We start from the raw sequence: 21392 nt of genomic DNA, 5'->3' as shown, positions 1-21392 counted from the left end.
GCCTAGCATTATTATGAAAAAGTGAGTTAAAGGTATCAAACAGAGGGCTAAGCCACTCCCGATTCTAATCAGCCTACGATTTCTATCTTGAGAAAAGGTAAGCTAAAAAGCAAAATTATAGTAGATAGGACAGCAACAAGTGGGAGATAACGACCTCCAACAAGATAAAGTAACAATGGCGCTATCGCTATAAAGCGATTTAGAAAATTGCTAGTAACACGGACAATTTGCCCATCCTCCACCGTAATAGTGTTAGACTTGTAACCCAATTTTCCGACACTCAAACGAGCTTTTGACGATGGTAGGGAAACGCTCACGTCTTCCACTCCAGAAACTGTCCCCACAAGACTACTGTCTACGCGAATAGGACTCTTTCTAGCTACCTTGCTCGCTTCTATTGTAATACTAGCCACTAGTCATCTCCTTTTCCTATCTTTTCATTTATAGTATACACCTTTTGAAACGCTTACACAAGGGAAATGACTGTTAAATCAAGATTTCTTGAAAATGTTTTATGTTTTCAAAAGTTCTTAGGTGCCTTGATTACTATAATAATCTTAGCTTTTTATTACTAAACAAAGTATAAATTTCTAATTATCTTTTTATATTTTCTTAAATGCTCGTAAAGCCTTATTCTATGTGCTTTCGAGTATTTTTACTGTAGGAAGATACTTCACGTTTCTTTGCATATTTCCTCATGTCTTAGCTGTCAGAAGTGGTAAATAAGTAGTAAATTCATTTGTACTACTAAGCAACAAGACGCTCCTGTTGCTTCTCTTTATTCAAGCGTTTCATTTCTGCCATTGCAGAATCGAATGTTGCATGTGCGTAATAGTTCAGCGTCATGGCTATATTAGCATGTCCCATAATGTACTGTAATGCCTTTGGATTCATTCCTGCATTTGCATAGTTGGTACAGAATGTATGTCGCAAACTATGTGGAGTGATGTGTGGCAATTTATCCTCGTTATACTTATTGTATTTCTTAACAAGACCTTTCATCATGCCGTTGTAATCACTTGCCACTTTTGGATAGTTCTTTCTATTAAGAAAGAGGAAATCACTATATCCATCAATCTCAACACGCTTATCATTCTTTCGATTCGCTAACACTCGCTTAAATGCTTGATAGGCTTCTTCAACCATAGGAACTTGACGTTCGCCACTTTTGGTCTTTGGTGTTTCAATGTAGTACCCAATTTCAGTATCTCTCAATAGCTGATGGTCTATATTGACAAGACGATTCTCAAAATCTAAATCTGGAAGTGTCAAACCACCAAACTCTGAAATACGAAGACCTGTTTTTAAGAGTATCAGAATTTCATCATAATTTTTGCTGTAGGTTTTATCAGCTTTTGCAAAGGCTAACAGTTTTTCTTCCTGTTCTTCTGTTAGTACGGTCTTAGGGACAGTATCATCATCAAGAACTGCTTTCAGTTGAAAGTCAAATGGATTCTTCCGAACACAATCATCTTGTATAGCAATATAGAATGAAGCCTTTAAAGAACGTTTGTAGTTATTGATGGTTTGATAAGCATAACCATTTTCACTCATTCTAATAGCCCATTCTTTAGCGTCTGATGGCTTAATACTGTCAATACTTCTTACACCTAACTTGTCTTTCTTCAAAATATCCATAAGATATTTGCGTCCAGTTTCAGTGTTTTTTCTAACCTTTGGTCTTTGAGCGTTCTGTTTTGCGTAAAGCTGGCAGAGTGTCATTTTCTTTCCTACAACATCAATACCATCATGAATGTCTTTCTGTAACTCTGCGATTTTCTCTCTAAGTGAGATACAATCACGCTTTCCTGCTGGTACTCGGTCTGTAGCCACAAGTTTCCACGAGTAAACAAATTGCGGTTCTCCAAATGAATCTATATATTTGTATAAGTATCTTCCGTCTTTTCGTTGGCTCTCTCCAGTCTTTAAGATTCGACCTTTATTGTCACGTCTTTTTTCTGACATGGCATTTGCTCCTTTCCTTTATGGAAAGAGCCTTGATACGACTTAATACTATTTTATCATATACAAGACCCTTTGGCGACGCTAGATTGCGTCCAATGTATCTATAATTTTTTCAAATTGTTTTCGTTTAATCTGAATACGATTGCCATTCATAATCAGCCAATTTGCATTTTTATTTTCCTCTGCCAAGCGTCGTAGCTTGTTTTCGCCAATACGAAAATATTTTGACGCTTCTTCAATGGTTAGGGTATAACGTTCCCAAATAGGAATGTCAGTCTGCTTCATAAAATCCTCCTTTCCAAATCACTTATTTGGATTTCATAAAAGTTGTTTTACCAGCAATCGAACAGCTTTAGCAAAGCTCACGGGAGTTCCACCCCTGCATGGTTCTCATGTAGCCATACTCATTGCCTGCGACGGTTTTATCACGCTCGGACTATTGACTGTATGGGAGTATCATTATCACGATAAGAATGTCGTTGCAGGCAATCCTGCTAAAGATTGCTTCTCGGATCACTAACATGAATCGCTCGCTATCTTTATAAGATAGGTCATGGCGGTTAGTTCCGTTGGCTCTTTTCTTATCGAAACGTATTCGATTACTTTTATTCAGTTTTCAAAGAACAATGGCTCGTTAGCCTATCAAAACACATTGAAAGCTCAATATGCTTTGGTGGAATAACAAACCTCCCTGTTCGGGAAGCGTGGAATGGTTTAGCACGCTTCCACGAAAGGAGAGAGGATATTACTTAATTTCAAATGACAAAATCTTTGTAATCAGTCTGGTTTCCATTCTTCCACGTAAGACTTCATCAACGACCATACTTTGATTGCCATATTCATCTTTCATAAGTCGTAGGGAACGCTTCGTTATGTACCCTCTGTAATGATGTAGAATCTGGTTAATCGCTTCGGTATCGCCATCTGTTGCCTTTACAATGAGAGGAAAGGGAATCATAGGATATTGTGTTTTCATTCTTCAAATTCCTCCATAAACTTTTTAATTAAGGCTAGTCCACTGGTTCTATGCCGATAGACAGTAGAACGGTTCAATTTCAACAGGTCTGCAATTTCTGAATCGCTCATGTCCATAAAGTAAAACAGCAGTAGAATTTCACGTTTCTTGTCTGGCAACTCACGTAATGCTTCACTCAACAAATCATTTTCAACGCCTACTGATAACCCATTGAGTGTAAAAATCTGAAAGTCAGTTGAATAGTTATCTGTTGTCGCAAACTGGCTAACAAGATAATCGCCAACATCCGAAAAGGACACCTCACGCTTTGCAATCCTTGAAAGATAAAGCATATAATTCTTTCGCTCGTCTTCCATAGCACGTTTACAGATATAGTCAAACTGATTTTCTATTGTGGTCTGAAAAGAAGATGGTTTCATGTTTCTCACCCCCTTTCTGTCTAGGAAAGGAAGTGAGCCTTGCTCGTTTATCTCCTTTCACTCTTAGTCCCAATGTGAAAGGGGGATTTGTTGCATTACTGATAAATAAACTTTGTAAAAAAGTTCTGAATAGCCAAAAAAGCATATAAACAGATTTATTTCTCTGTTTACATGCTTCTGTTATTCTATCTATATGATTTATAAAACCACATTGGTGGACGTACTTATCTATTGCAGATAGACGACTTTTTTTGACAAGAACCCAATGTAAGGAAATTTATTGTATATGATGTACTTCATGGCGACGTTGACCTCCAACAAACCGCCATTTGGAAGTAATATACAATATTTTAACAGCGTAAATAGCACTACCATATAACGGTTTTTTTTATTGGCGTTTAGTAGTGCTTTTTATTAAATATAAACCTATAAACCATATAACACGTTTTTCTATACCTGTTTTTAATTCAGTAGGAACAATAAAATGTATAGAGGTGGTCTACTATGCGTAAAAAAGAAGATAAATATGATTTTAGAGCCTTTGGTTTAGCCATTAAAGAAGCTCGATTGAAACGAGGTTTAACTCGTGAACAAGTGGGAGCATTGATTGAAATTGACCCACGGTACTTAACTAATATTGAAAATAAAGGGCAACACCCCAGCATACAAGTTCTTTATGACCTTGTATCGTTACTTCATGTTTCCGTTGATGAATTTTTCTTACCTGGGGTCCCGAGCGCTTAGTGGGAATTTGTATCGATAAGGGGTACAAATTCCCACTAAACCAATGTTTCAAGGCCTATTTATTTTTTATATTCAATTCTCTTAAGTGTTTAGGAATAGATAACAAGTCAAATTTATACTCTCCAAGAAAAGTGATATGCTCCCAATTAATAGGAGATACATGCTTCATATACTTAGTTACTTCGGGATCTATTTTGACGAGATAATTATAAGCTGCTTGTAAGTAGACGGCGTTCCATATACTTATTGCATTTATTAACACATTAAGCGCACTAGCACTTTGAAGTTGTCGGCGAATATCGCGCTCCATAAATTTTCCGCGTCGCCCAAAAAATAGTTCTCTAGCTAAAGCATTAATCGCTTCTGTCTTATTTAGTCCATGAGTGATCCTTCGCCGTAGCTCACTATCTGTAATATAATCTATCATAAAAATGCTCTTTTCAATGCGACCTAGTTCTCTCAGTGCAAGAGCTACTCTATTCTTACGTGCGTATGAGCCTAGCTTTCCTAATAGTAAAGAACTAGATACTTTTCCTGTTTGAATCGAATAGGCGATTCGTTTAATTTCATCATAGTTTTCTTCAATAATTTTTACATTGATTTTTCCGCTTATATCTTCTGATAAGTTAGGGTAGTAGGAAGGTGATTTGATAGAAAATAATTGTGATTTTTTTATATTTCTGATGCGAGGTTCAAAATCAAAGCCTAGTAATGCGGTCATTCCAAACACCTGATCAGAATACCCATTTGTATCAGTAAAATGTTCCTCAATATCTAGATCTGTTTCATGATAAAGTAGGCCATCAAGGGTATGAGTAGCTTCCCTTGTATTAGTTGAAGCAACCTCGATATGATGAGTCGTATGCCTATCATTTATTGATCGAATCATTGTAGCTCCTTTTTCCATACTTTTGTAATGTGGATTAACATCGGATTTTAGAGCTGAGACGCCCACTGGGACGCGCATTCCGTCTGAAGCAGTGGTTTTTCCTTCACCCCAAAAGTCTGCAACAGGAAGCTTTAACTGATAATTAACCAAAACAGATTGAGCACGAGTCAGAGCTTCTTTATAAAAGCGCCATTGTTTGGCATTGGCTAACTGAGAATAAGAAATTCCAGGAGTTGATTGGGCCATTTTTTCAAGACCAATATTCATCCCTAAACCCAGCAAAGCAGCAAAAATAATTTTTCTTTCTTGTTCACTCGGCGGTTTCCCTGTAGAATCATGACTAAATTCTTGTGAAAAGTTGGTCCAACTGTCCACCTCAATTAAAAGATCACTAAGCCTTATCTTAGGAATTATTGAATAAAGTTTTTTTCTATATATTTCTGCTTCGCTAGGTGTAACTTTTTCCAACTTTTTAAGGTTTGCTCTTGAAATTCTCTTATCAACTGTCGAATAAAATTGAAGCTGTAAATCTAAAATTATTTCCCGATCCTTTAAATAGTCCTCAAACGTGTCTGGAATAGTTTCTGAATCAATACAAGCAGATAAATCAACTAAGTAATCATCAATATTTCGATGGATCATACTTCCTTCAACTGAAATATCTCCTGATCGAATATTGTTCTTTAGCTCGGTGAAAGCTACTAACTCATAGTAAGACCGATCTATTTTCCCCTCTTCTGGCCGAACAAGGCTTTTCCATTTTTTACTCACAAAATCAGTAGAAGTATCTGCCGGTATTTTTCTTTTACCACTATTGTGTAAATCAGTTAGTTGAGTTAGGGCCATGAGGACTGGATTTGCTGCCGGAGTTGCTTTGAACGAAAGGGTCCTCAATAACATTGGCGTGTATCTTCGGAGGTAATTAGCTTTATTTCGAACCATTTCTAAATAGCCATGATTTTTATTACCTGTAATTTTTTTAGCTTCTTCTCCATCTTGTACTAAATCTTCCCAAGGCATGATTCGTTCAATTTCGTCAAAAGGATTACTATCATTATCTTTTGCAAAGTGAAGAGCATCAATTAAAGAAGCATAATGTTCCAATTTTTTAGTAGCCAATTTTCCTTTTTCTTTTAACTGTTCTTGTGAATCACGTGTCCCTTTGCGTTTAATACTTGCTAAAATGCGGTCATTAATCTCAATCAGTTGATCGATCAGATATTGATGATGATTGACTAAAAAAGCAATAAGTAAAGAGTATCTTTTTTCAAGCTCAAAACGGGAGAAGTCATATGCATCATAATTTTCCCCTAGTCTAGCTAGCTGAAGAAACCTGTTCCGATTAATATGGGAGACATTAATTGTCCCGAGTCCCATGGAAGCAATCACTTCCACTTTTTTACAAATACTCATAAAGCTTTCTGGATTTGCCTTACCTGGAATGTCTTTTAGCCAAGCGAGTTTAGTTATTTTCGTCTCTTCATAAATTTGAAACAAACTCTCTAGTTTTTCAATTTGTATATCTGTTAATGAACAGAGTAATATTGAAAATAAGTTGTTTTCTGCTTTATCTCGACAGCGGCTTATAATGTCTTCAAGTGTAGCTATAGATGGAAAAATAATTCTTTTTCGAGTTAAGAAATCAATTGTTTTTTTCATTAGATAGATAGAGTCATCATTTTCTAAAGCTAGTTCAATTAAATATTCTATTAACTGTTTTTGTGTATTAGCACTACCGAATCGATGATAGTTGAATACTTCTAAGATCTCGTTGAAGTGATTTGCACGTGTATTTCTATGATCATATGAATTTAAATCAATTGCATCAAGATGGAGCTGTCGACTCACATAAGAAGTTAGTCTGGTTGATTTAATCGGCCAATTACTTAAAGAACACCCAGGATACCGGGCCAAACAAAGTTGTATCGCAAATCCTAGTTTATTGACCTTTCCACGGTGTTGATTAATAACCTCCAGATCATAATCAGAAAAACTAAAATACGCTTTAAAATCCTCTTCTGATAAGTGGTCTACAGAAAGAAGTTGTTCACGCTGTGAAGTAGTTAAAATTCTTTTCATAGCCATATCTTAAGCATTCCTTTTATTGAGGTAACGGTAAAAGGTTGTTTTGCTTAATTTAGAGGCATCAAGAATTTGACGAATAGAATACTCTTTGCTGTCATACATTTTTAAAGCTAAATCAATTGATAGCTTACCTTTACTTGGACGGCCCCCTTTTTTTCCTCGGACTCTGGCTGCCTTAAGACCAGAGTTAGTTCGTTCAATAATAATATCCCGTTCCAGTTCTGCTAAACTAGCCATAACTCGGAAAAAGAATCTTCCCATAGACGTTGAAGTATCTACGTTATCTTGAATAGATATAAAATTGACACTAAGTTCTTCAAATAATTCAGAAAGTTCAATCAAATGTTTAGTTGATCGTGAAATTCGATCTAACTTGTAAATGACAACAGAATCTCCTTCACGTAGTAGGTTGATCATTTCTTCTAATTGCGGTCGGTCTTTTTTCGCACCAGTTACTTTTTCTTGAAATAATTTATCAATTCCATAATGAGTAAGTGCATCAATTTGTAAACTAAGATTTTGATCATCCGTACTCACTCGAGCATAGCCAAAAATCATAAAAAAACCTCCTTAATTTTATAATTTAAATGTACCATAACTCATTAAGTATAACTATATAGGAACTATGAAAAAGGAACGGATTTTGGTACTTGATTTACTTAAAAAACATTTAGAAAAAGCAGGAAAATGAAAAGGTACCATAAACGGTCGTTTATGGTACCATTCAAATTTATCCTTATTGTACAAAATAACAGCGAAATTTTTAAATCTATTCCTTATCGATACAAATTCCCCGTAGGCGCTAGGGACCTCTTTAGCTCCTTGGAAGCTGTCAGTAGTATACCTAATAATTTATCTACATTCCCTTTAGTAACGTGTAACTTTCCAAATTTACAAAAGCGACTCATAGAATTATTTCCTCCCGTTAAATAATAGATAACTATTAAAAATAGACAATACTTGCTCATAAGTAACGGTACTTAAATTGTTTACTTTGGCGTGTTTCATTGCTTGATGAAACTGATTTTTAGTAAACAGTTGACGATATTCTCGATTGACCCATTTTGAAACAAAGTACGTATATAGCTTCCAATATTTATCTGGAACATCTGTGGTATGGCGGGTAAGTTTTATTAAGACACTGTTTACTTTTGGTTTAGGATGAAAGCATTCCGCTGGCAGCTTAAGCAATTGCTGAATCGAGACTTGAGTGTGCAAGAGCAACCCTAGTGTTCGGTGAATATCCAAGGTACGCTTGTAGAATCCTTCTTCAACAATCAGATAGATGTCAGACGCACGGCTTTCAAAAACCACTTTTTTAATAATTTGTGTGCTTAAATGGTAAGGAATATTCCCAACAATTTTATACCTCTGTTTGTTAGGGAATTGAAACTGTAGAATATCTTGGTGAATTAAAGTGACACGAGTATTCAGTTTTAATTTTTCTGACGATAAGTTGAATAGATGACTGTCTAATTCAATAGACGTTACCTGTTTACTTATTTTAGCCAGTTTCGTCGTTAAATGCCCTTTACCTGTTCCAATTTCGTAAACGGTATCGGTTTCTTTTAAATTCAATTGTTTTATTATTTGGTTGAGTACTTTTTCACTCGTTAAAAAGTTTTGAGAATATTTTATATTTTTGTTCATGTAATCTCTCCTGAAGTGATTACATCTATAAACAAATACAGAAGTTAAACGATTTGTTTGTAATTTTAGTTATCTGTTTAAAAAGTCATAAGATTAGTCACTGGTAGGAATTAATCTAACGTATTTATTTATCTGCGTAATCACTGTTTTTAGTCTGTTTCAAAACAGTAGATGTTTTATCTACATTACGCATTTGGAATACCAACATGACGAATCCCTCCTTCTTAATTACAAATTTTTAGCATCTAATTTAACTTCAATTCCTATTATACAAAATTTTAAGATAATGCACTATCAACACACTCTTAAGTTTGCTTCTAAGTCTTATTTCCATAACTTTAGGGTTAACCATACGCAAGACCAATCACTCTCGGACAATACTCATGATTTTAATGATAAAATCCATGTTAAACCCATAGATAAGAAATACACCTGCAATAACCGTTACCTGTTTGTGCCAATTTAAAAATGCACCACTTTTTTATAATTAAAACGGTTGAAAACTGTACCACTAATAACTCACAATAGAGAGATGTCACCGTCAAGTTAAATGTACAAAATAACAGCGAAATTTTTAAATCTATTTCTTATCGATACAAATTCCTCGTAGGCGCTCGGGACCCCTACCTGCTAATAACTTGGTAAAAAGCACCCGACGATTACAGATAGAGAAATACATGGATAGCTTTACAGACAAAGAACTATCCTTAATGGAATCTTTAGCCAGCGGTATCAACGAAGCAAGAAACATCGAAGACTAATTAAAAGAATCCATACATAACGGAAAGAGCCGATAAAATGAGATTGTATTAATCTCATTTTATCGGCTCTGCGTCTTTGCGTCTGGCTCTGTAATCACAGTTACTTTGAACTGCTTTATTTCAATTAAATTTTCTTGTCTGCATTTCGGACAATAGAGGGGGAATTTTTTTAATTCAGTATCTTCCCTTATCTTTAATCGTGTTTTATTTCCACATACAGGACACAATATCCACTTGTAGTTTATAATAACTATCTCCTCCTTTACACTTTAATTCAAATCTTTATTAAAAAATATTTCATCTTATTTAACAAGAAACCATATTTATATAACAACATAAAATACACTAAGTTATTTTATTGAACATATATCGTACTTTATCTATCCGACTATTTGGACGACGGGGCTGGCAAACAGGTTCACCGGTAGTAACATGGTACCCTTTTAACTCTGTTAAACAAACACTACGTCCATTTGTAAAGAAAGTTAAATCACTACGATATTCTTGAATACACCGAGCAGGGATTTCTCCACTAAGAATGACCTCATTATTTTTCAATTGAGTGTCTACGATGTTCGCACAATATTTAGGAGCATCGTTGTATGCTCGTGAAAGATATTCCTGTGGCGCATAAATTTTAAAACTAAGATATGGCTCTAACAATTCTGTTCCAGCTTTTTTTAAGACTTGTTCCAATACAATAGGAGCAAGCATCCGAAAATCTGCTGGAGTACTAACAGGGCTATAGTATAAACCGTACTTAAAACAGATTTTACAATCCGTCACATTCCAACCATATAATCCTTGTTCGCAACCATAGCGTATCCCTTCCATAACTGCATTTTGAAATGATTGATTTAAGTATCCAAGAGAAACCGAGCTCTCATACTGCATTCCACTTCCCAACGGAAGCGGTGATACAGATAAACCAATGGAAGCCCAGAAAGGATTTGGCGGCACTTCGATGTGAATGGTATATTCTGCATTTTTTAACGGTCTCTCCATATAAATGACTGTAGGCTCTTTTAGTTCTATCTCCACATGATACTTTTCTTGCAACAGTGCACTAATCACTTCCATTTGTACTTTCCCTAAGAAAGAAAGTATAATTTCATGTGTCGTAGAATCCACGTAATATCGTAGAAGCGGATCACTATCTGAGATTTCCAAAAGGGCATCAAGCAACATTTCTCTCTGTTCAGGTTTACTCGGTTCAACAGTTGTTTGTAGTAGAGGGTGCGGATTTTCAATCTTTTTTCTCTGTGGCAATAGTTTTGTATCTCCAAGAACACTATTTAACTTCAAAAACTCATTTTGCAAAATAACAATTTCTCCAGAATAAGCTCTATCAATCTTACATAATTCACCATTTATTGAAGTATACATTTCTGTAACTTTTATTTTTTCTTTTTCTGATACTCTAACCGAATCTCGTAAATGTAGTACTCCACTATAAAGGCGTATATATGCAAGACGTTGTCTTTTTTTTGTATATTCAATTTTGAAAACATTTCCGCAAAGTTCAGACGGACCTCGATGTGTTGATGAATAAAATTTATTAGTAATAACTTCTATAAGGTTATCAATCCCTATATTACTTTTTGCACTTCCATGATAAAGAGGGAACAGAGAACAATTCTGAAATCTTATGCTTTCCTCTTGTTCGAGTTCCAATGCTTCTAATGATTTACCGGACATATATTTCTCTAAAAGGTCATCGTTTCCCTCTATTACCGTATCCCATTGTTCAGATTCGGTAAAGTTCGTCACACACATATTAGGATACAGTTCTACCTTCTGTTTGATTACAATTTCGGCAGAAAGTTTCTCTTTAATATCCTGATAAACCGTTGATAAATCAATTCCATTTTGGTCAATCTTATTGATAAAAAAGATTGTGGGAATCCCCATTTTCCTAAGTGCATGAAATAATATACGAGTTTGTGCTTGTACGCCATCTTTTGCAGAAATCAGTAGAATTGCCCCATCTAAAACTGATAATGAACGATATACTTCTGCTAAGAAATCCATATGTCCTGGCGTGTCTATGATGTTCACCTTCGTATTTTCCCACTGAAAAGAGGTTATTCCTGTCTGAATTGTAATTCCTCTCTGACGTTCTAAAAGCGTATTATCCGTCCTCGTTGTACCTTTGTCCACGCTTCCTAATTCTGTAATCGCTCCACTGTTATATAATAAGCTTTCTGTTAAGGTAGTTTTTCCTGCATCAACATGAGCTAAAACTCCAATATTAATAATTTTCATGTGATTTTCCTCCATTCAAAAACCCAAAAGGGCATAAAAATCCCAGTGATAAATACTTTTATCACTGGGATTTTTATGCATAACCATAGGTATACAAAGCATACAGATATTCTCTGGATACTTTAGAATCACATGATAAAGGTATTCTTAAACTGGGTACAAAAAACTAAGCCCTCCTAAAAAAGGACATCTAATTATTTGTTCCCGCTATCAAATTGACAGTTTATTTAAGAATACCTTGCCGCATATTTATTAACTCCTTTTAAATAGTCACTTAAATAATAGCACGTAAGAGCATATTTGTAAAGGAATCTCCAATTTTTTATCAAAAAGAGTACATGATTACAAAGTATCTGTAATCATGTACCAATATTTGTTATTTTACAATCTTCCAATTACTCCCGTTCTTTTCAAGTACCAAATCAAATTGAGATACCTGCGTTGCTTTGGTCTGCTGGTCGATATACTCCACTGTCAGCGATACCGTGACTTGATTATCCTTACGATTGTGAATAGGATTTACCAGTTCTTGAAAGATGTACTCTTTTCCGATTGGTTTTAATATCCCGTCATTCACATAGTAGGAAAGTTCACTGGCTGTCGCTGTAGGATAGAGCTTGAAGAACGTCGTTAAAAACTCATTGATTTCATTGGTTGTAATGGAATCAACCGTCCCCTCACTTTCAATGGCTTTTGGTTTATAACTTGATTTCTTAGGTATGTTGGTAATGGTCGGATTCTTAACCAGTACCATATTTCCAGAACCATCTACATAGACACTCACTATATAAGCAGAGTGGACGGTCTTTGTATTTTCTCCCTCTGTAATGAGCTGGTCTACACTGTAGGTTACATTAAACTCATTGTCGCCAGTTGGCTCTACCGTCCATATCTGAAATCCTCTTACAGAAGACGATACAGGAATATCTTTGCGTACTGTATCAACATTGAGAGCTTGAAGTTCATCTGTCAGATAGCCTTTTAGACTTTCCATTCGATTATCAATGGACTTATCGGATTGCTCCCATGAATAGTAGACTTTCGCAAAGTTCTCTACAAAATTTTCTACATGATGAGTATCAACGTATTCCTTTTCTATGATAGTTGTTTCGTGAATAGTATGAGTATCTATAGCTGTAAAGTGCTTGAATATCGCAAAGCTGAAACTAAGCCCTAAAAGTACCCACAAGGCAATCACAACCTTTTTATGAGGATTGACCTTATAGACACGAGGTTTCTTTTCCTTTGGTATCTGTTTTTCTTTATTCTGATTTTTTCTAAATTTCATCATTAAATCTTCCTTTCTCATTGTTTGATTCGTCCTGCTCCCACTAAATGCTGTTGCCAGTAGGGGCTTGTTAAGTCGGCATAACCGATTGGGTCGCCTGCATGAAACATACGGTTATTGCCAAGGTATATCCCAACATGAGTAATATAAGAGCCAGCGTTATAGGTAGAATGAAAGAAAACCAAATCGCCAGCTTGTGCTTCCGATAGTGGGATATGCTGGGTCACATCATATTGCTGTTGTGCGGTTCGTGGTAAGTTAATTCCAGCTTTTCCATACGTCCATTGTGTCAGTCCGCTACAATCAAAAGAAGTAGTCGGGGAAGCTCCACCGTAAACGTATCGCCAGCCCTCATATTTCAGTGCTTCGTCCATGATGGCTTGTACCGTATCATCATCAAACTCTGTTGTGACAAGATACTGCGTTACCAGTTGCACATAAAACATATTGCCATAGTTGTATCGCCAGCCCCCATTGATAGGTATGGCTATGGGATTGGGGTAAGACACTTTTTCGCCACCTGAATACTCTTTTGAGAAACTTTGAGCCAGTTCAAAGGTATATTTATTTCCACGATTAGCCACATACCCTAAGAAACCACCACCATAATTGTAGGACTGGATAACCGATTCTAAATCTACACTGAGCCTTTCGCTACTGGCTAATAATTCACTGAAATACTTCACACCTTGCTTAATGGATTCTTCTGTACTCAATGAATTAGGTGGAAGACCGAGGGATTCCGAGGACTGCATAACATCTTCCGCAGTACCGCCCGATTCCACCTGTATAATCGCAAGAAGTATGTTGACATATTCTTCAACGCCATATTCTTTGGCATATTTTTCTACCATAGGCTTATGAGCCAGCACTTCTGCGGAAACATTCACACCTCCATAATGAATATTGGAAATTCCGCTGTCCTGTTCATCTGAAAATAAAATGGCAACAAACAGAAGCAGTGAGAAGACCATCAAGAATAATCCAGAACCACCAATCACTAAAGTTTTCAACTTCATGGTTTCTTACCGACTTTCTTAATGGTGGCGGTTTTGATTGGTGGTCTACTTCTTGTATTTTGTAGTGGTACTCTTTGAACAGTAGACGGACGTTCTTTTGTGATTGGACGTTGTGAAGTTCTATCTGCTGTAGTGGTTGAAGTTGCTGGCTTTTGAACGGTTTTTTCTTGAACGGTATTGCCTTGGCGTTCCACTTTTGGACTTGAAAAATCGGACTTAACTGCTGGACGCTCTTGTTTGGCTTGTTGAGATTCCTTATATGAAGTCTGAATATTAGACTGTTTTGAGGTCTGTTCATCATGATATTGTTCTTGTCTTGTAGTCGGTCTTTCATGAACAGAAGAAGCAGGCTGTTTTTTCTGTTTGACCTGTTCCATTTCAGAGCGACGCTTCGCAATGGTTTTTCGCCTTTGTTCCTGCTGTTCCTTGCGTCCACTGGCTCTGTCCGCTTTGGTTTGAGAAATACTACTGGTTAAATCACGGACATTCTCTTTTACTTTGGATTTTCCTTGATATACTGCATATCTTGCATTGGTCGGCAAATCTTTAACCTGTTCTTTCAAACCACTAGCAGTGTCTACCATTCTGTCTTTGGTATCAGCTACTGTACCGATGGTTTGACCGATACGTTTTCCAAGTGTTGATTTTTCCTTTCCGTCTGGTCGGGAGTGATCTGCTTGTGTCCTTGCAGAACTCCCCGAACCCGACTGTCCTTTTTTACCTGTAACAATGGCAGACCCAGCCCCTAGAGTAGTCATGGAACGTCCAAGTTTCCGCTGTAGACGGTGCATGTGAGCGTGCATAAGCATACGAGGTTTTCTCATCACACGACTTCCCACACTTTGAGAATCGTTACTCTGTAGAGAAAACATACTCATTAAATCGCCCAGCTTGAAGTAGATTCCTGCAAAGGTCACAATCTGTAGAAAAGCAATCAAAAAGAACGGATAACCAGCCGATAAGGTATAGAGCATGGTTGAAATACTAAATGCTGTCGTAATAATCAATGTGATTCCAGCTCGTGTCAAAATGGTATTAAAGAGCTTTGTTATGGCTCGTTTTGACATACCATCAAATGATGGAATCATGCTTAAAATAAAGCTCACAGGCAGAAACATAGCATAGATGATAAAAAGTACCTGCGAGAAAATCATGATTCCTGTTAATAGGAATACAAATATGGAAATCCCAATATTGAAGACAAATAGGAAGAAGACTGTACCTAAACGGTTAATGGTCTTTGTAATGGTTAGATTGGTATTGCTTCTGTCTTCAATTTCTTCCGCAACAATTTTTTCTCTGTCTTCGCCATTGTTGGAATCTGGGCTGGTGGAGAGCAGGCTTTCCACACGGTCAATACCGATACTTTCAATGTCTGAACTGTTGTATTGAAGCAGTAGCCACGGTTGCTGAACCTGTATGGAAAACAGGCTATCTCTGATTAAGTCCACGCTGTCCTTGCCTTGACTATCGGAATGGGGCATGACAATCTTCGTGCCAAGTGATAAACTGGCATTACTGATGTCTGATGAAAAGTCATTGATTTTTTTAATGTAGTCGGGAGCGTAGGCAATAAAGGAAGCCGATAGGATAAACACCAGCACAAAATTCATAATGGCATGAATTGCCTTTGTGGTTTCTCTCTTTATCAGTCCCGTATAGGCAACATAAACCCCAAGAACCAAAATCAAGAGTAAGAGGAATCCAACATAGAAACCCTCTGTTGAAAATCCGTTTGCACTCACACCAGCTAAGGTCTGCATATTCTTACCAATGGAATCTGCTGTAGTGGAAATGAAGTCTAAGGAATAGGCTTCCTGTACTAAGTAACCTGTCGCATTGGAAACATACAAACTGATTGTCCAAATAAAATTGGTAATGGCATATAGTCCATACATGACCTGTTTTCCAATCCCGTCCGACCAGTTCCACGGAAGCCAGCCCCAGCTATTATCCACATAAAAATCCAGTTGATAGTTTTCAAGTGGGTATCGGCTGTATTCATTTGCCACATTGACCGTATCATCTACCAAGCCCGCAGCTTGAACCACCGTTCCCAGCATGGCTAAAAGAAAAATGGCAATCACAAGTGTGAAAGCCACTGTCATTGCCACTTTACCTAGACGTTTCAGCGTCCAGTTTGATTTTATTCTGTTTACTATTGATGGTTTCACATTTACACCTCTTTTCGCACAGGTGGTCTGGTATCAAAGGCATGGAGCAGTTCTTCAAATACAGGGTGGAACTGTATCACACCGACACGACCATATAAATCACTGATAAGGCATTGCCCGTTTTCCAAATCACGCAATCGCTTCTGATTGTTTTCGTCCTCTGGGTCTACACCAAAAAAGGCTAAGGTCTTTTTAATCTCGTTAAGGTCAGTGGAACGAAATGCAAATTTTAAGCCGAGGTTATTTTTCAGTTTTTCATCTAAGAGGTCGTCTGTATTTTGGGTCACGAAATATACCCCAGCGTTCATAGCACGACCAGCCCGAACCAGCTTCATAGATAGTGTTTTTCCTTGTGCTACCTGTAAAAAGCTCCATGCTTCGTCTAAATCTACAATCTTGAAAATGCTTCGGTCTGTATGGATAAAGTCTAAAGCAAAGGTACTAATGACAATCAGCATAGCAACGGATAAAAGCTCCATAGTGGTATATTCCTCAAAGGAAGTTTCCTTGTCGGGAAGTACCAAGTCCGCAACCTGTATAATGTTCAGTTGTTTTTCTAAGCTGATAGACTGCTCCACATAACCATTACTGAATAATAAATGTGCAAAGTCATAGTCTGTAAAACTTTCGATATGGTCGGCTATACTGGTACTTAGTGGCGTATTCTCAACCCGTAATTCCTCAATCACTTTCATCAACCCTCGTACTTCACTATTGGTTACTGCACGAATGGCTTTTCTAAGGATTGGGAAGCGTTCCCCATCACGAGAGGAAATCCCCGTAAGGAATGTCAGAATATCAATAGCCAGTGATTCAGAATCTTTGGGATTTTTCATAATCACATAAGGGTCAAGTAAGCCTTTGTTTTTCTCATCAGAAGTCAGAGTGACGATATTGATTTCATGGGAAATCTCTGGCAAGGTTTCTTTCCATCTGCCACGTTCTGCTTTTGGGTCTACAATCACTGCTTGTGCCCCATAAAGCACCGCATAATAGACGATAAGGTTATTCGCAAAGGATTTACCACCACCCAGCGAACCAACAAAAGCCGACGCTAACGCATTGGTTACTGAACCCTTAACCCCTTGACTGGCAAGAGCAGGTTTCAGATAGACATTGCGTCCAGTATCTAAGCTGTAGCCAACATAAATCCCCTCATTTTCCCCCAGCATTTGAGTAGCACCAAAACCTAAACCAGCGAGGAAATCAGAGGTCACGTATTGAATATAATCATTCATATAACGCTTGCTGGCAGGTAAAAATTCTTCATGTAAGCCGAGCATATCCCCAAATGGTCGTACCAGTTTTACGCTTAAATCGTCATAAAAATCTTTCACTTCATTACAACGACGTTTGAGTTCGTCAAGATCATTTGCTGATACCCTTACCACATAAGACAGCTTGTACATAGATTCCTTGCTTTGGTCTAAATTGGTTTCCAGCTCATTCACACTTTCCAGAGCTTCCGCCACATTGGAGCTGGTTTCATTATCACTTTGCCAAGCGTGGTTATCCAAGTCTTTCAGTTCTTTCTTTTTATTGCGGACAGTAGATAGGGCTTTACGATTCGCTACAATTTCCACATTCATTGACGTATCAATCGGGAATGTAAATTGCTGTTGCTGGTAGTAGAAGATTTCAGAGGACGGGAAGTCCAGTTCTCCGACAATGCTGTTAATGGTAAAGTAAGCTACATAGACGGTTTCATCTTCCTGCTGGATTTTCAAATATCGCTGTTTTTCTTCCACCAAACAGCGAGTAGGCTTAATCAAGTCATAGTATTTAATCAGCGTTTCATTATCCAGCTTTTTCTTTGATAGATGGTACTCATACTCTTCATAGGCAGTGCCTGTCTGTCCGTAAAGGTGTTCAATCAGATAGCCGAAGTCGTCCTTATCTAACCTGCGGATTTTGAAACGACGAGAGATTTTATTTTCTAAGAGCTTTTCCATCTTCTGAAAACGCAGGATTTCATCATTACTCATACTAACAAAATCGCCCATCAGCTTATGGTTCACATCATAGACAAAATCAGACAAAGCATTTTTTGCTTCAACGGTAAGACTTTTCATAGAAAACTCCTGATCGTTGAGAAGCAACTTAAAGCCGATAAAGAAACGGTAGTTCACTTGATTTTCGCCAATCATGGATATTAAAGCGTCTGTCTGTTGGTCGATTTTGTCATAGGCAACCGCTTTGAGCTTGCCAGTGACTTCATTTTTGGAACGCTCTTGTGCAGAACGTATGCTGGATTCTGTACTGATTTGTAAAGCATGAATTTTGCCATCACGATTTTGTGCGATAAGCTGTCTGAAAGAATCATGCACTTGTATTTTCTGTTCTGGACTTAGAAATGAGTAATTGTAAGGAACAAGCTCATAGTAAGCATAACATTCCCCGTCTTTATTCCAGACGAGATTGTTTTCAATGTATTTAATTGGATATGCCATAAAATTCACTCCTAACTGCTGTAATGGCTTCTTGTGGCTGGTTTCTGCCAAGCGTTACTTTTTTTCCTGCATAGGTCAGCTTTGGTCGCAGTGCATAAGCAATGACAGACTTCAAAAATCCATAAGGCTTTTTACCATCAAAAGTTTTTGTAGACATAAACCATGTGAAAGCCACAGGAATCCCAAAGTATTTGAGAAATGCTCCCTCTATCATGGAAAGAGGGGGCAAGTTGCCAAGTATCATCACTGCAAAGAGTGACACGACAAACCATGTCATTTGCGTAAAGGTTATGGGAAACGGAAGTCTAAAATCATTGATAGAATACAGTACCTTTTCCACAGACCAGATACTGGTATAGCTTCGTATTTTCTTCATGTAATCAATCCTTTCATAAAAAATAGGGGTAGCTGATTGAGCCACCCCGTAAAATAGAAAATCTGCCAGTAGTAATGTACCGACAGATTTAATAGACGATTTCAAAAATCCCATGATTGGTTGAGATAAACGTTCCTGAAAGGTCTAAATCCCGACCATAGGCTTGATAATCAATATAGTTTTGAAGACTAGCTGGTACTTCGCCTAAAGCACCCGTTTCTTCAATGTAGTAGCGTGCCACGTCATACATATCATCACAATCGGAATGAATGATAATATCCTCTTGATGTTCGCTTAGTTCTTCAATGCTTGAAAAATGAGTGAGCAGAGCAGATAGCTCCGATTGTAATTCTTCGGGTAATTCCGATACCATTTCCCATAGTCGATTGAGTTCGCCAATGGAAGTGTATTCGTCAACCGTAAAGGGTAACTCGTAGTCATGAATGGCGTATTCCTCATATTCATCATTCAAGCCGATTTTCTCTTTGACTTCCTCAAAGTCAATGGGAAAGGTAAACCACGCACCGACCAATTCGCCCTCATTGTATTTGCCTAAATTCGCAATATAGACTTGCATATCGTCCATATATTCACGTCCTTTCTTTGTAGAGATTCAAAAATCCCTACCGCACTTCGTTTGGTGTACCATTCCTTTGCGGAACATAAGAAAACCACTTATATTCCACAAAAGAACGGTTTTATTTAAGCACCAATAATGCGATTGAATAGCTCTAGTAAAATGTCTTTTACTCCAGCAGCGTTGAAGACTAAGCCAACCGCAATAATCGCAATAATTAAAAAGCCAATCAGTTTGCTAAACTCACGCTTGAAGCCAAGATACAAGCCAATCACAACGATTGCTAAAAGCACCAGTGATTGAGCGTTTGATAGAAACCAGTTATAAAGGTTTTGTCCAAAATTCATAAAAATGTTCTCCTCTCTATATTCAATGAATTTGTATTTGAGTTATTTTTTTGTTGTTATCACGTCCTGTTCTTTTACTGACTGTTGCTTCAAAATCTGCTTGTGTCGGTCTGTCAGTTTCGCATGGTCGAGAATGTCTTTTACAACCTGCGTCTGGTTGATTTCATCAAGTTTAATCGCAACCTTTAAGGTCGGGGCAACTTGATGAGATAGCCAGTTCAGCGTCCTTTGGAAGGAGTAAGGCTCTGGTTTTGTGCTTAGTTTTAATCGTTCACGATTGTTCCCAATAAACCAAGCCCATTCTTCATTCAGTTTCCAATCAGAACGAGGTTTGGAATCGTCTTTATCTACAAAACGGATATACCGATTGATAATTTTAAAGGCGGTATGCTCTGGATTGTCATAGACGAGTAAATCACGGACTGCATAATAGGCACGCTCATTTTTCAATCGAATCTCAAAACGGTTTTTTACTTCTGCGTCTTCAATGGGAATATCATTTTTCTTGTACTGCTCGTAGTCCTTTTCATAGATACAGAAATAAACTTCACTTTGTAATGAACCGATATAGAGGGTGTTTCCCATACATTCCTTTTCCTCTTTGCGTACCAGTTCGCCACTGCGATAGCTTTTAAAACTGCGGAAGACGGAGATACATTCTTCCTGTTGGCACTTTTCAGTGAGTACAGGGATATTTAAAATCCCTGTCTTATCGTTAATGGCAAGGTCAAGGCGTTTCATCACACCGCCAGCCACCAAAACGTCCATAAAGAACTCATACCAGCTTCTTTGTTGTGCCAGAAGATAGCTTTCAAATTGTCTGCACCCACGACCTTTCAATTCCACCAGAACTCCTTTGTCCAGTTCATGGGAGCAAAGGACGAATATGTCGCCTAAAGCATAATGCTCTGAATAAGAATAGAAACCATAGTCCTCATGAAGAAAATAGGACAGTTTCAGTTGTAAGATGTTTTCGACCACCTGCTGTACGTCTGTTGTCGGAAAGCGAATTCTTACATAATCAAACAGCATTTCAAGGGGAGCGTCGGGATTGAAGCGTTCCAGAGCTTCCCAAAGGGACTGCTGTAAATCCTCTGATGGCTTGACTTTTCCTGTTTCAATATCGCTTAGATACTGCCTTGTAATACCAGTCGCAACAGCTAAACGGTTTTGAGATAGTCCATAAGCCAAGCGTTTTTCTTTTAAATGCTGTAACCAAGTTTGTTCATTCAGTAAAAATCCCTCCAATCAAAAAGGCGTATGTCAACTTTTAAAGCCCATTTGACATACGCTGAAATTTTGTAAATCCCTTGTAACCAAAGGATTTTCTAATGTTTTTTTGACTGTTTCCTGTCGATTTGTACCCCCCTGTTAGTGTACTGACCCCAAAAAGTTAGACATTTAATT

Annotated in this window: 20 protein-coding genes and 5 pseudogenes; 3 read left to right on the top strand and 22 right to left on the bottom strand. The window is 37.5% G+C overall.

Annotation, left to right across the window (positions count from 1 at the left end):
* Nucleotides 1-68: 68 nt before the first annotated feature.
* The 3 genes from HMPREF2867_RS02995 to HMPREF2867_RS02985 all read right to left on the bottom strand — a co-directional run bounded on the left by HMPREF2867_RS02995 (nt 69) and on the right by HMPREF2867_RS02985 (nt 2250).
* On the bottom strand, nt 69-413 hold the full coding sequence (locus tag HMPREF2867_RS02995; RefSeq protein WP_037601098.1) for a hypothetical protein: 345 nt from the start codon (nt 411-413) through the stop codon (nt 69-71).
* Between the two features lie 334 nt (nt 414-747).
* Nucleotides 748-1965: a tyrosine-type recombinase/integrase gene (locus tag HMPREF2867_RS02990; protein WP_001291561.1), complete on the bottom strand. Its 1218-nt coding sequence runs from the start codon at nt 1963-1965 to the stop codon at nt 748-750.
* A gap of 81 nt (nt 1966-2046) precedes the next feature.
* The gene (locus HMPREF2867_RS02985; protein WP_000814511.1) at nt 2047-2250 is read right to left on the bottom strand and encodes an excisionase; all 204 of its coding nucleotides are present in this window, start codon (nt 2248-2250) and stop codon (nt 2047-2049) included.
* On the opposite strand from HMPREF2867_RS02985, the gene HMPREF2867_RS11505 reads away from it, so the two are divergent.
* Nucleotides 2234-2485, top strand: a complete 252-nt coding sequence (locus HMPREF2867_RS11505) for a hypothetical protein (RefSeq protein ID WP_001845478.1) — start codon at nt 2234-2236, stop codon at nt 2483-2485. The two genes, HMPREF2867_RS02985 and HMPREF2867_RS11505, sit on opposite strands and share 17 nt — an antisense overlap.
* 225 nt (nt 2486-2710) lie before the next feature.
* Here the strand turns inward: HMPREF2867_RS11505 and HMPREF2867_RS02980 are convergent, their stop codons facing one another.
* A complete protein-coding gene (locus tag HMPREF2867_RS02980; RefSeq protein WP_000857133.1) occupies nt 2711-2941 on the bottom strand; it encodes a helix-turn-helix domain-containing protein in 231 nt (76 codons plus the stop codon).
* Complete coding sequence (locus HMPREF2867_RS02975; protein WP_000804885.1) at nt 2938-3360, bottom strand: sigma-70 family RNA polymerase sigma factor; 423 nt, start codon at nt 3358-3360, stop codon at nt 2938-2940. The genes HMPREF2867_RS02980 and HMPREF2867_RS02975 overlap by 4 nt, the downstream gene beginning before the upstream one ends.
* Before the next feature lie 504 nt (nt 3361-3864).
* On the opposite strand from HMPREF2867_RS02975, the pseudogene HMPREF2867_RS02970 reads away from it, so the two are divergent.
* Nucleotides 3865-4086 (top strand): annotated as a pseudogene (locus tag HMPREF2867_RS02970) (helix-turn-helix domain-containing protein); the annotation flags it as partial.
* A 73-nt stretch (nt 4087-4159) separates the two neighbouring features.
* Here the strand turns inward: HMPREF2867_RS02970 and HMPREF2867_RS02965 are convergent.
* The 5 genes and pseudogenes from HMPREF2867_RS02965 to HMPREF2867_RS11685 form a co-directional block, all read right to left on the bottom strand.
* The gene (locus HMPREF2867_RS02965; RefSeq protein ID WP_001240982.1) at nt 4160-7078 is read right to left on the bottom strand and encodes a Tn3 family transposase; all 2919 of its coding nucleotides are present in this window, start codon (nt 7076-7078) and stop codon (nt 4160-4162) included.
* A 3-nt stretch (nt 7079-7081) separates the two neighbouring features.
* A complete protein-coding gene (locus HMPREF2867_RS02960) occupies nt 7082-7636 on the bottom strand; it encodes a recombinase family protein (RefSeq protein ID WP_000576156.1) in 555 nt (184 codons plus the stop codon).
* 354 nt (nt 7637-7990) lie between these two features.
* The gene (gene erm(B) / locus HMPREF2867_RS02955) at nt 7991-8728 is read right to left on the bottom strand and encodes a 23S rRNA (adenine(2058)-N(6))-methyltransferase Erm(B) (protein WP_001038796.1); all 738 of its coding nucleotides are present in this window, start codon (nt 8726-8728) and stop codon (nt 7991-7993) included.
* 124 nt (nt 8729-8852) lie between these two features.
* Nucleotides 8853-8936, bottom strand: coding sequence for a 23S rRNA methyltransferase attenuation leader peptide (locus HMPREF2867_RS02950; RefSeq protein ID WP_001814874.1), 84 nt, complete (start codon nt 8934-8936; stop codon nt 8853-8855).
* 48 nt (nt 8937-8984) lie between these two features.
* Nucleotides 8985-9068, bottom strand: a pseudogene (locus HMPREF2867_RS11685) (MLS leader peptide); the annotation flags it as partial.
* A 283-nt stretch (nt 9069-9351) separates the two neighbouring features.
* On the opposite strand from HMPREF2867_RS11685, the pseudogene HMPREF2867_RS02945 reads away from it, so the two are divergent.
* Nucleotides 9352-9489: pseudogene (locus tag HMPREF2867_RS02945) on the top strand (XRE family transcriptional regulator); the annotation flags it as partial.
* Nucleotides 9490-9548: 59 nt separating this feature from the next.
* Here HMPREF2867_RS02945 and HMPREF2867_RS10875 read toward each other — a convergent pair.
* The 12 genes and pseudogenes from HMPREF2867_RS10875 to HMPREF2867_RS10865 form a co-directional block, all read right to left on the bottom strand.
* Entirely contained in the window at nt 9549-9716 is a 168-nt protein-coding gene (locus HMPREF2867_RS10875) for a cysteine-rich KTR domain-containing protein (RefSeq protein WP_000336323.1), read from the bottom strand.
* Nucleotides 9717-9834: 118 nt separating this feature from the next.
* The gene (tet(M), locus tag HMPREF2867_RS02940; protein ID WP_000691736.1) at nt 9835-11754 is read right to left on the bottom strand and encodes a tetracycline resistance ribosomal protection protein Tet(M); all 1920 of its coding nucleotides are present in this window, start codon (nt 11752-11754) and stop codon (nt 9835-9837) included.
* Between the two features lie 15 nt (nt 11755-11769).
* Nucleotides 11770-11817, bottom strand: a pseudogene (locus HMPREF2867_RS11740) (hypothetical protein); the annotation flags it as partial.
* Nucleotides 11818-12130: 313 nt separating this feature from the next.
* Nucleotides 12131-13063 (bottom strand): conjugal transfer protein, encoded by a 933-nt coding sequence (locus HMPREF2867_RS02935; RefSeq protein ID WP_001224319.1) that lies wholly within the window; start codon nt 13061-13063, stop codon nt 12131-12133.
* Nucleotides 13060-14061: a bifunctional lytic transglycosylase/C40 family peptidase gene (locus HMPREF2867_RS02930; RefSeq protein ID WP_000769868.1), complete on the bottom strand. Its 1002-nt coding sequence runs from the start codon at nt 14059-14061 to the stop codon at nt 13060-13062. Before HMPREF2867_RS02930 ends, HMPREF2867_RS02935 begins: the two co-directional genes overlap by 4 nt.
* Nucleotides 14058-16235, bottom strand: coding sequence for a CD3337/EF1877 family mobilome membrane protein (locus HMPREF2867_RS02925; RefSeq protein WP_070575672.1), 2178 nt, complete (start codon nt 16233-16235; stop codon nt 14058-14060). Before HMPREF2867_RS02925 ends, HMPREF2867_RS02930 begins: the two co-directional genes overlap by 4 nt.
* A gap of 2 nt (nt 16236-16237) precedes the next feature.
* On the bottom strand, nt 16238-18685 hold the full coding sequence (locus HMPREF2867_RS02920; protein WP_000331160.1) for a conjugal transfer ATPase TcpF: 2448 nt from the start codon (nt 18683-18685) through the stop codon (nt 16238-16240).
* Nucleotides 18669-19061, bottom strand: coding sequence for a conjugal transfer protein (locus tag HMPREF2867_RS02915; protein ID WP_000723888.1), 393 nt, complete (start codon nt 19059-19061; stop codon nt 18669-18671). Before HMPREF2867_RS02915 ends, HMPREF2867_RS02920 begins: the two co-directional genes overlap by 17 nt.
* 88 nt (nt 19062-19149) lie before the next feature.
* A complete protein-coding gene (locus HMPREF2867_RS02910; protein WP_000342539.1) occupies nt 19150-19647 on the bottom strand; it encodes an antirestriction protein ArdA in 498 nt (165 codons plus the stop codon).
* A 116-nt stretch (nt 19648-19763) separates the two neighbouring features.
* Entirely contained in the window at nt 19764-19985 is a 222-nt protein-coding gene (locus tag HMPREF2867_RS02905) for a hypothetical protein (RefSeq protein ID WP_001009056.1), read from the bottom strand.
* Between the two features lie 42 nt (nt 19986-20027).
* The gene (gene mobT / locus HMPREF2867_RS02900; RefSeq protein ID WP_070575669.1) at nt 20028-21233 is read right to left on the bottom strand and encodes a MobT family relaxase; all 1206 of its coding nucleotides are present in this window, start codon (nt 21231-21233) and stop codon (nt 20028-20030) included.
* Nucleotides 21234-21255: 22 nt separating this feature from the next.
* A pseudogene (locus HMPREF2867_RS10865) lies at nt 21256-21360 on the bottom strand (conjugal transfer protein); the annotation flags it as partial.
* Between the last annotated feature and the right edge of the window lie 32 nt (nt 21361-21392).

The sequence above is a fragment of the Streptococcus sp. HMSC064H09 genome (assembly GCF_001812625.1).
GTDB lineage: Bacteria > Bacillota > Bacilli > Lactobacillales > Streptococcaceae > Streptococcus.
This window is presented reverse-complemented; position numbering and strand designations above follow the sequence as displayed.

Coding starts and splice junctions, on each gene's coding strand:
- HMPREF2867_RS02975 (WP_000804885.1), bottom strand. CDS start 3,360: ATGAAACCATCTTCTTTTCAGACCACAATAGAAAATCAGTTTGACTAT.
- HMPREF2867_RS02985 (WP_000814511.1), bottom strand. CDS start 2,250: ATGAAGCAGACTGACATTCCTATTTGGGAACGTTATACCCTAACCATT.
- HMPREF2867_RS11505 (WP_001845478.1), top strand. CDS start 2,234: ATGTCAGTCTGCTTCATAAAATCCTCCTTTCCAAATCACTTATTTGGA.
- HMPREF2867_RS02935 (WP_001224319.1), bottom strand. CDS start 13,063: ATGAGAAAGGAAGATTTAATGATGAAATTTAGAAAAAATCAGAATAAA.
- HMPREF2867_RS02965 (WP_001240982.1), bottom strand. CDS start 7,078: ATGGCTATGAAAAGAATTTTAACTACTTCACAGCGTGAACAACTTCTT.
- HMPREF2867_RS02990 (WP_001291561.1), bottom strand. CDS start 1,965: ATGTCAGAAAAAAGACGTGACAATAAAGGTCGAATCTTAAAGACTGGA.
- HMPREF2867_RS02950 (WP_001814874.1), bottom strand. CDS start 8,936: ATGTTGGTATTCCAAATGCGTAATGTAGATAAAACATCTACTGTTTTG.
- HMPREF2867_RS02930 (WP_000769868.1), bottom strand. CDS start 14,061: ATGAAGTTGAAAACTTTAGTGATTGGTGGTTCTGGATTATTCTTGATG.
- HMPREF2867_RS02920 (WP_000331160.1), bottom strand. CDS start 18,685: ATGGCATATCCAATTAAATACATTGAAAACAATCTCGTCTGGAATAAA.
- HMPREF2867_RS02910 (WP_000342539.1), bottom strand. CDS start 19,647: ATGGACGATATGCAAGTCTATATTGCGAATTTAGGCAAATACAATGAG.
- HMPREF2867_RS02980 (WP_000857133.1), bottom strand. CDS start 2,941: ATGAAAACACAATATCCTATGATTCCCTTTCCTCTCATTGTAAAGGCA.
- HMPREF2867_RS02960 (WP_000576156.1), bottom strand. CDS start 7,636: ATGATTTTTGGCTATGCTCGAGTGAGTACGGATGATCAAAATCTTAGT.
- HMPREF2867_RS02905 (WP_001009056.1), bottom strand. CDS start 19,985: ATGAATTTTGGACAAAACCTTTATAACTGGTTTCTATCAAACGCTCAA.
- HMPREF2867_RS02915 (WP_000723888.1), bottom strand. CDS start 19,061: ATGAAGAAAATACGAAGCTATACCAGTATCTGGTCTGTGGAAAAGGTA.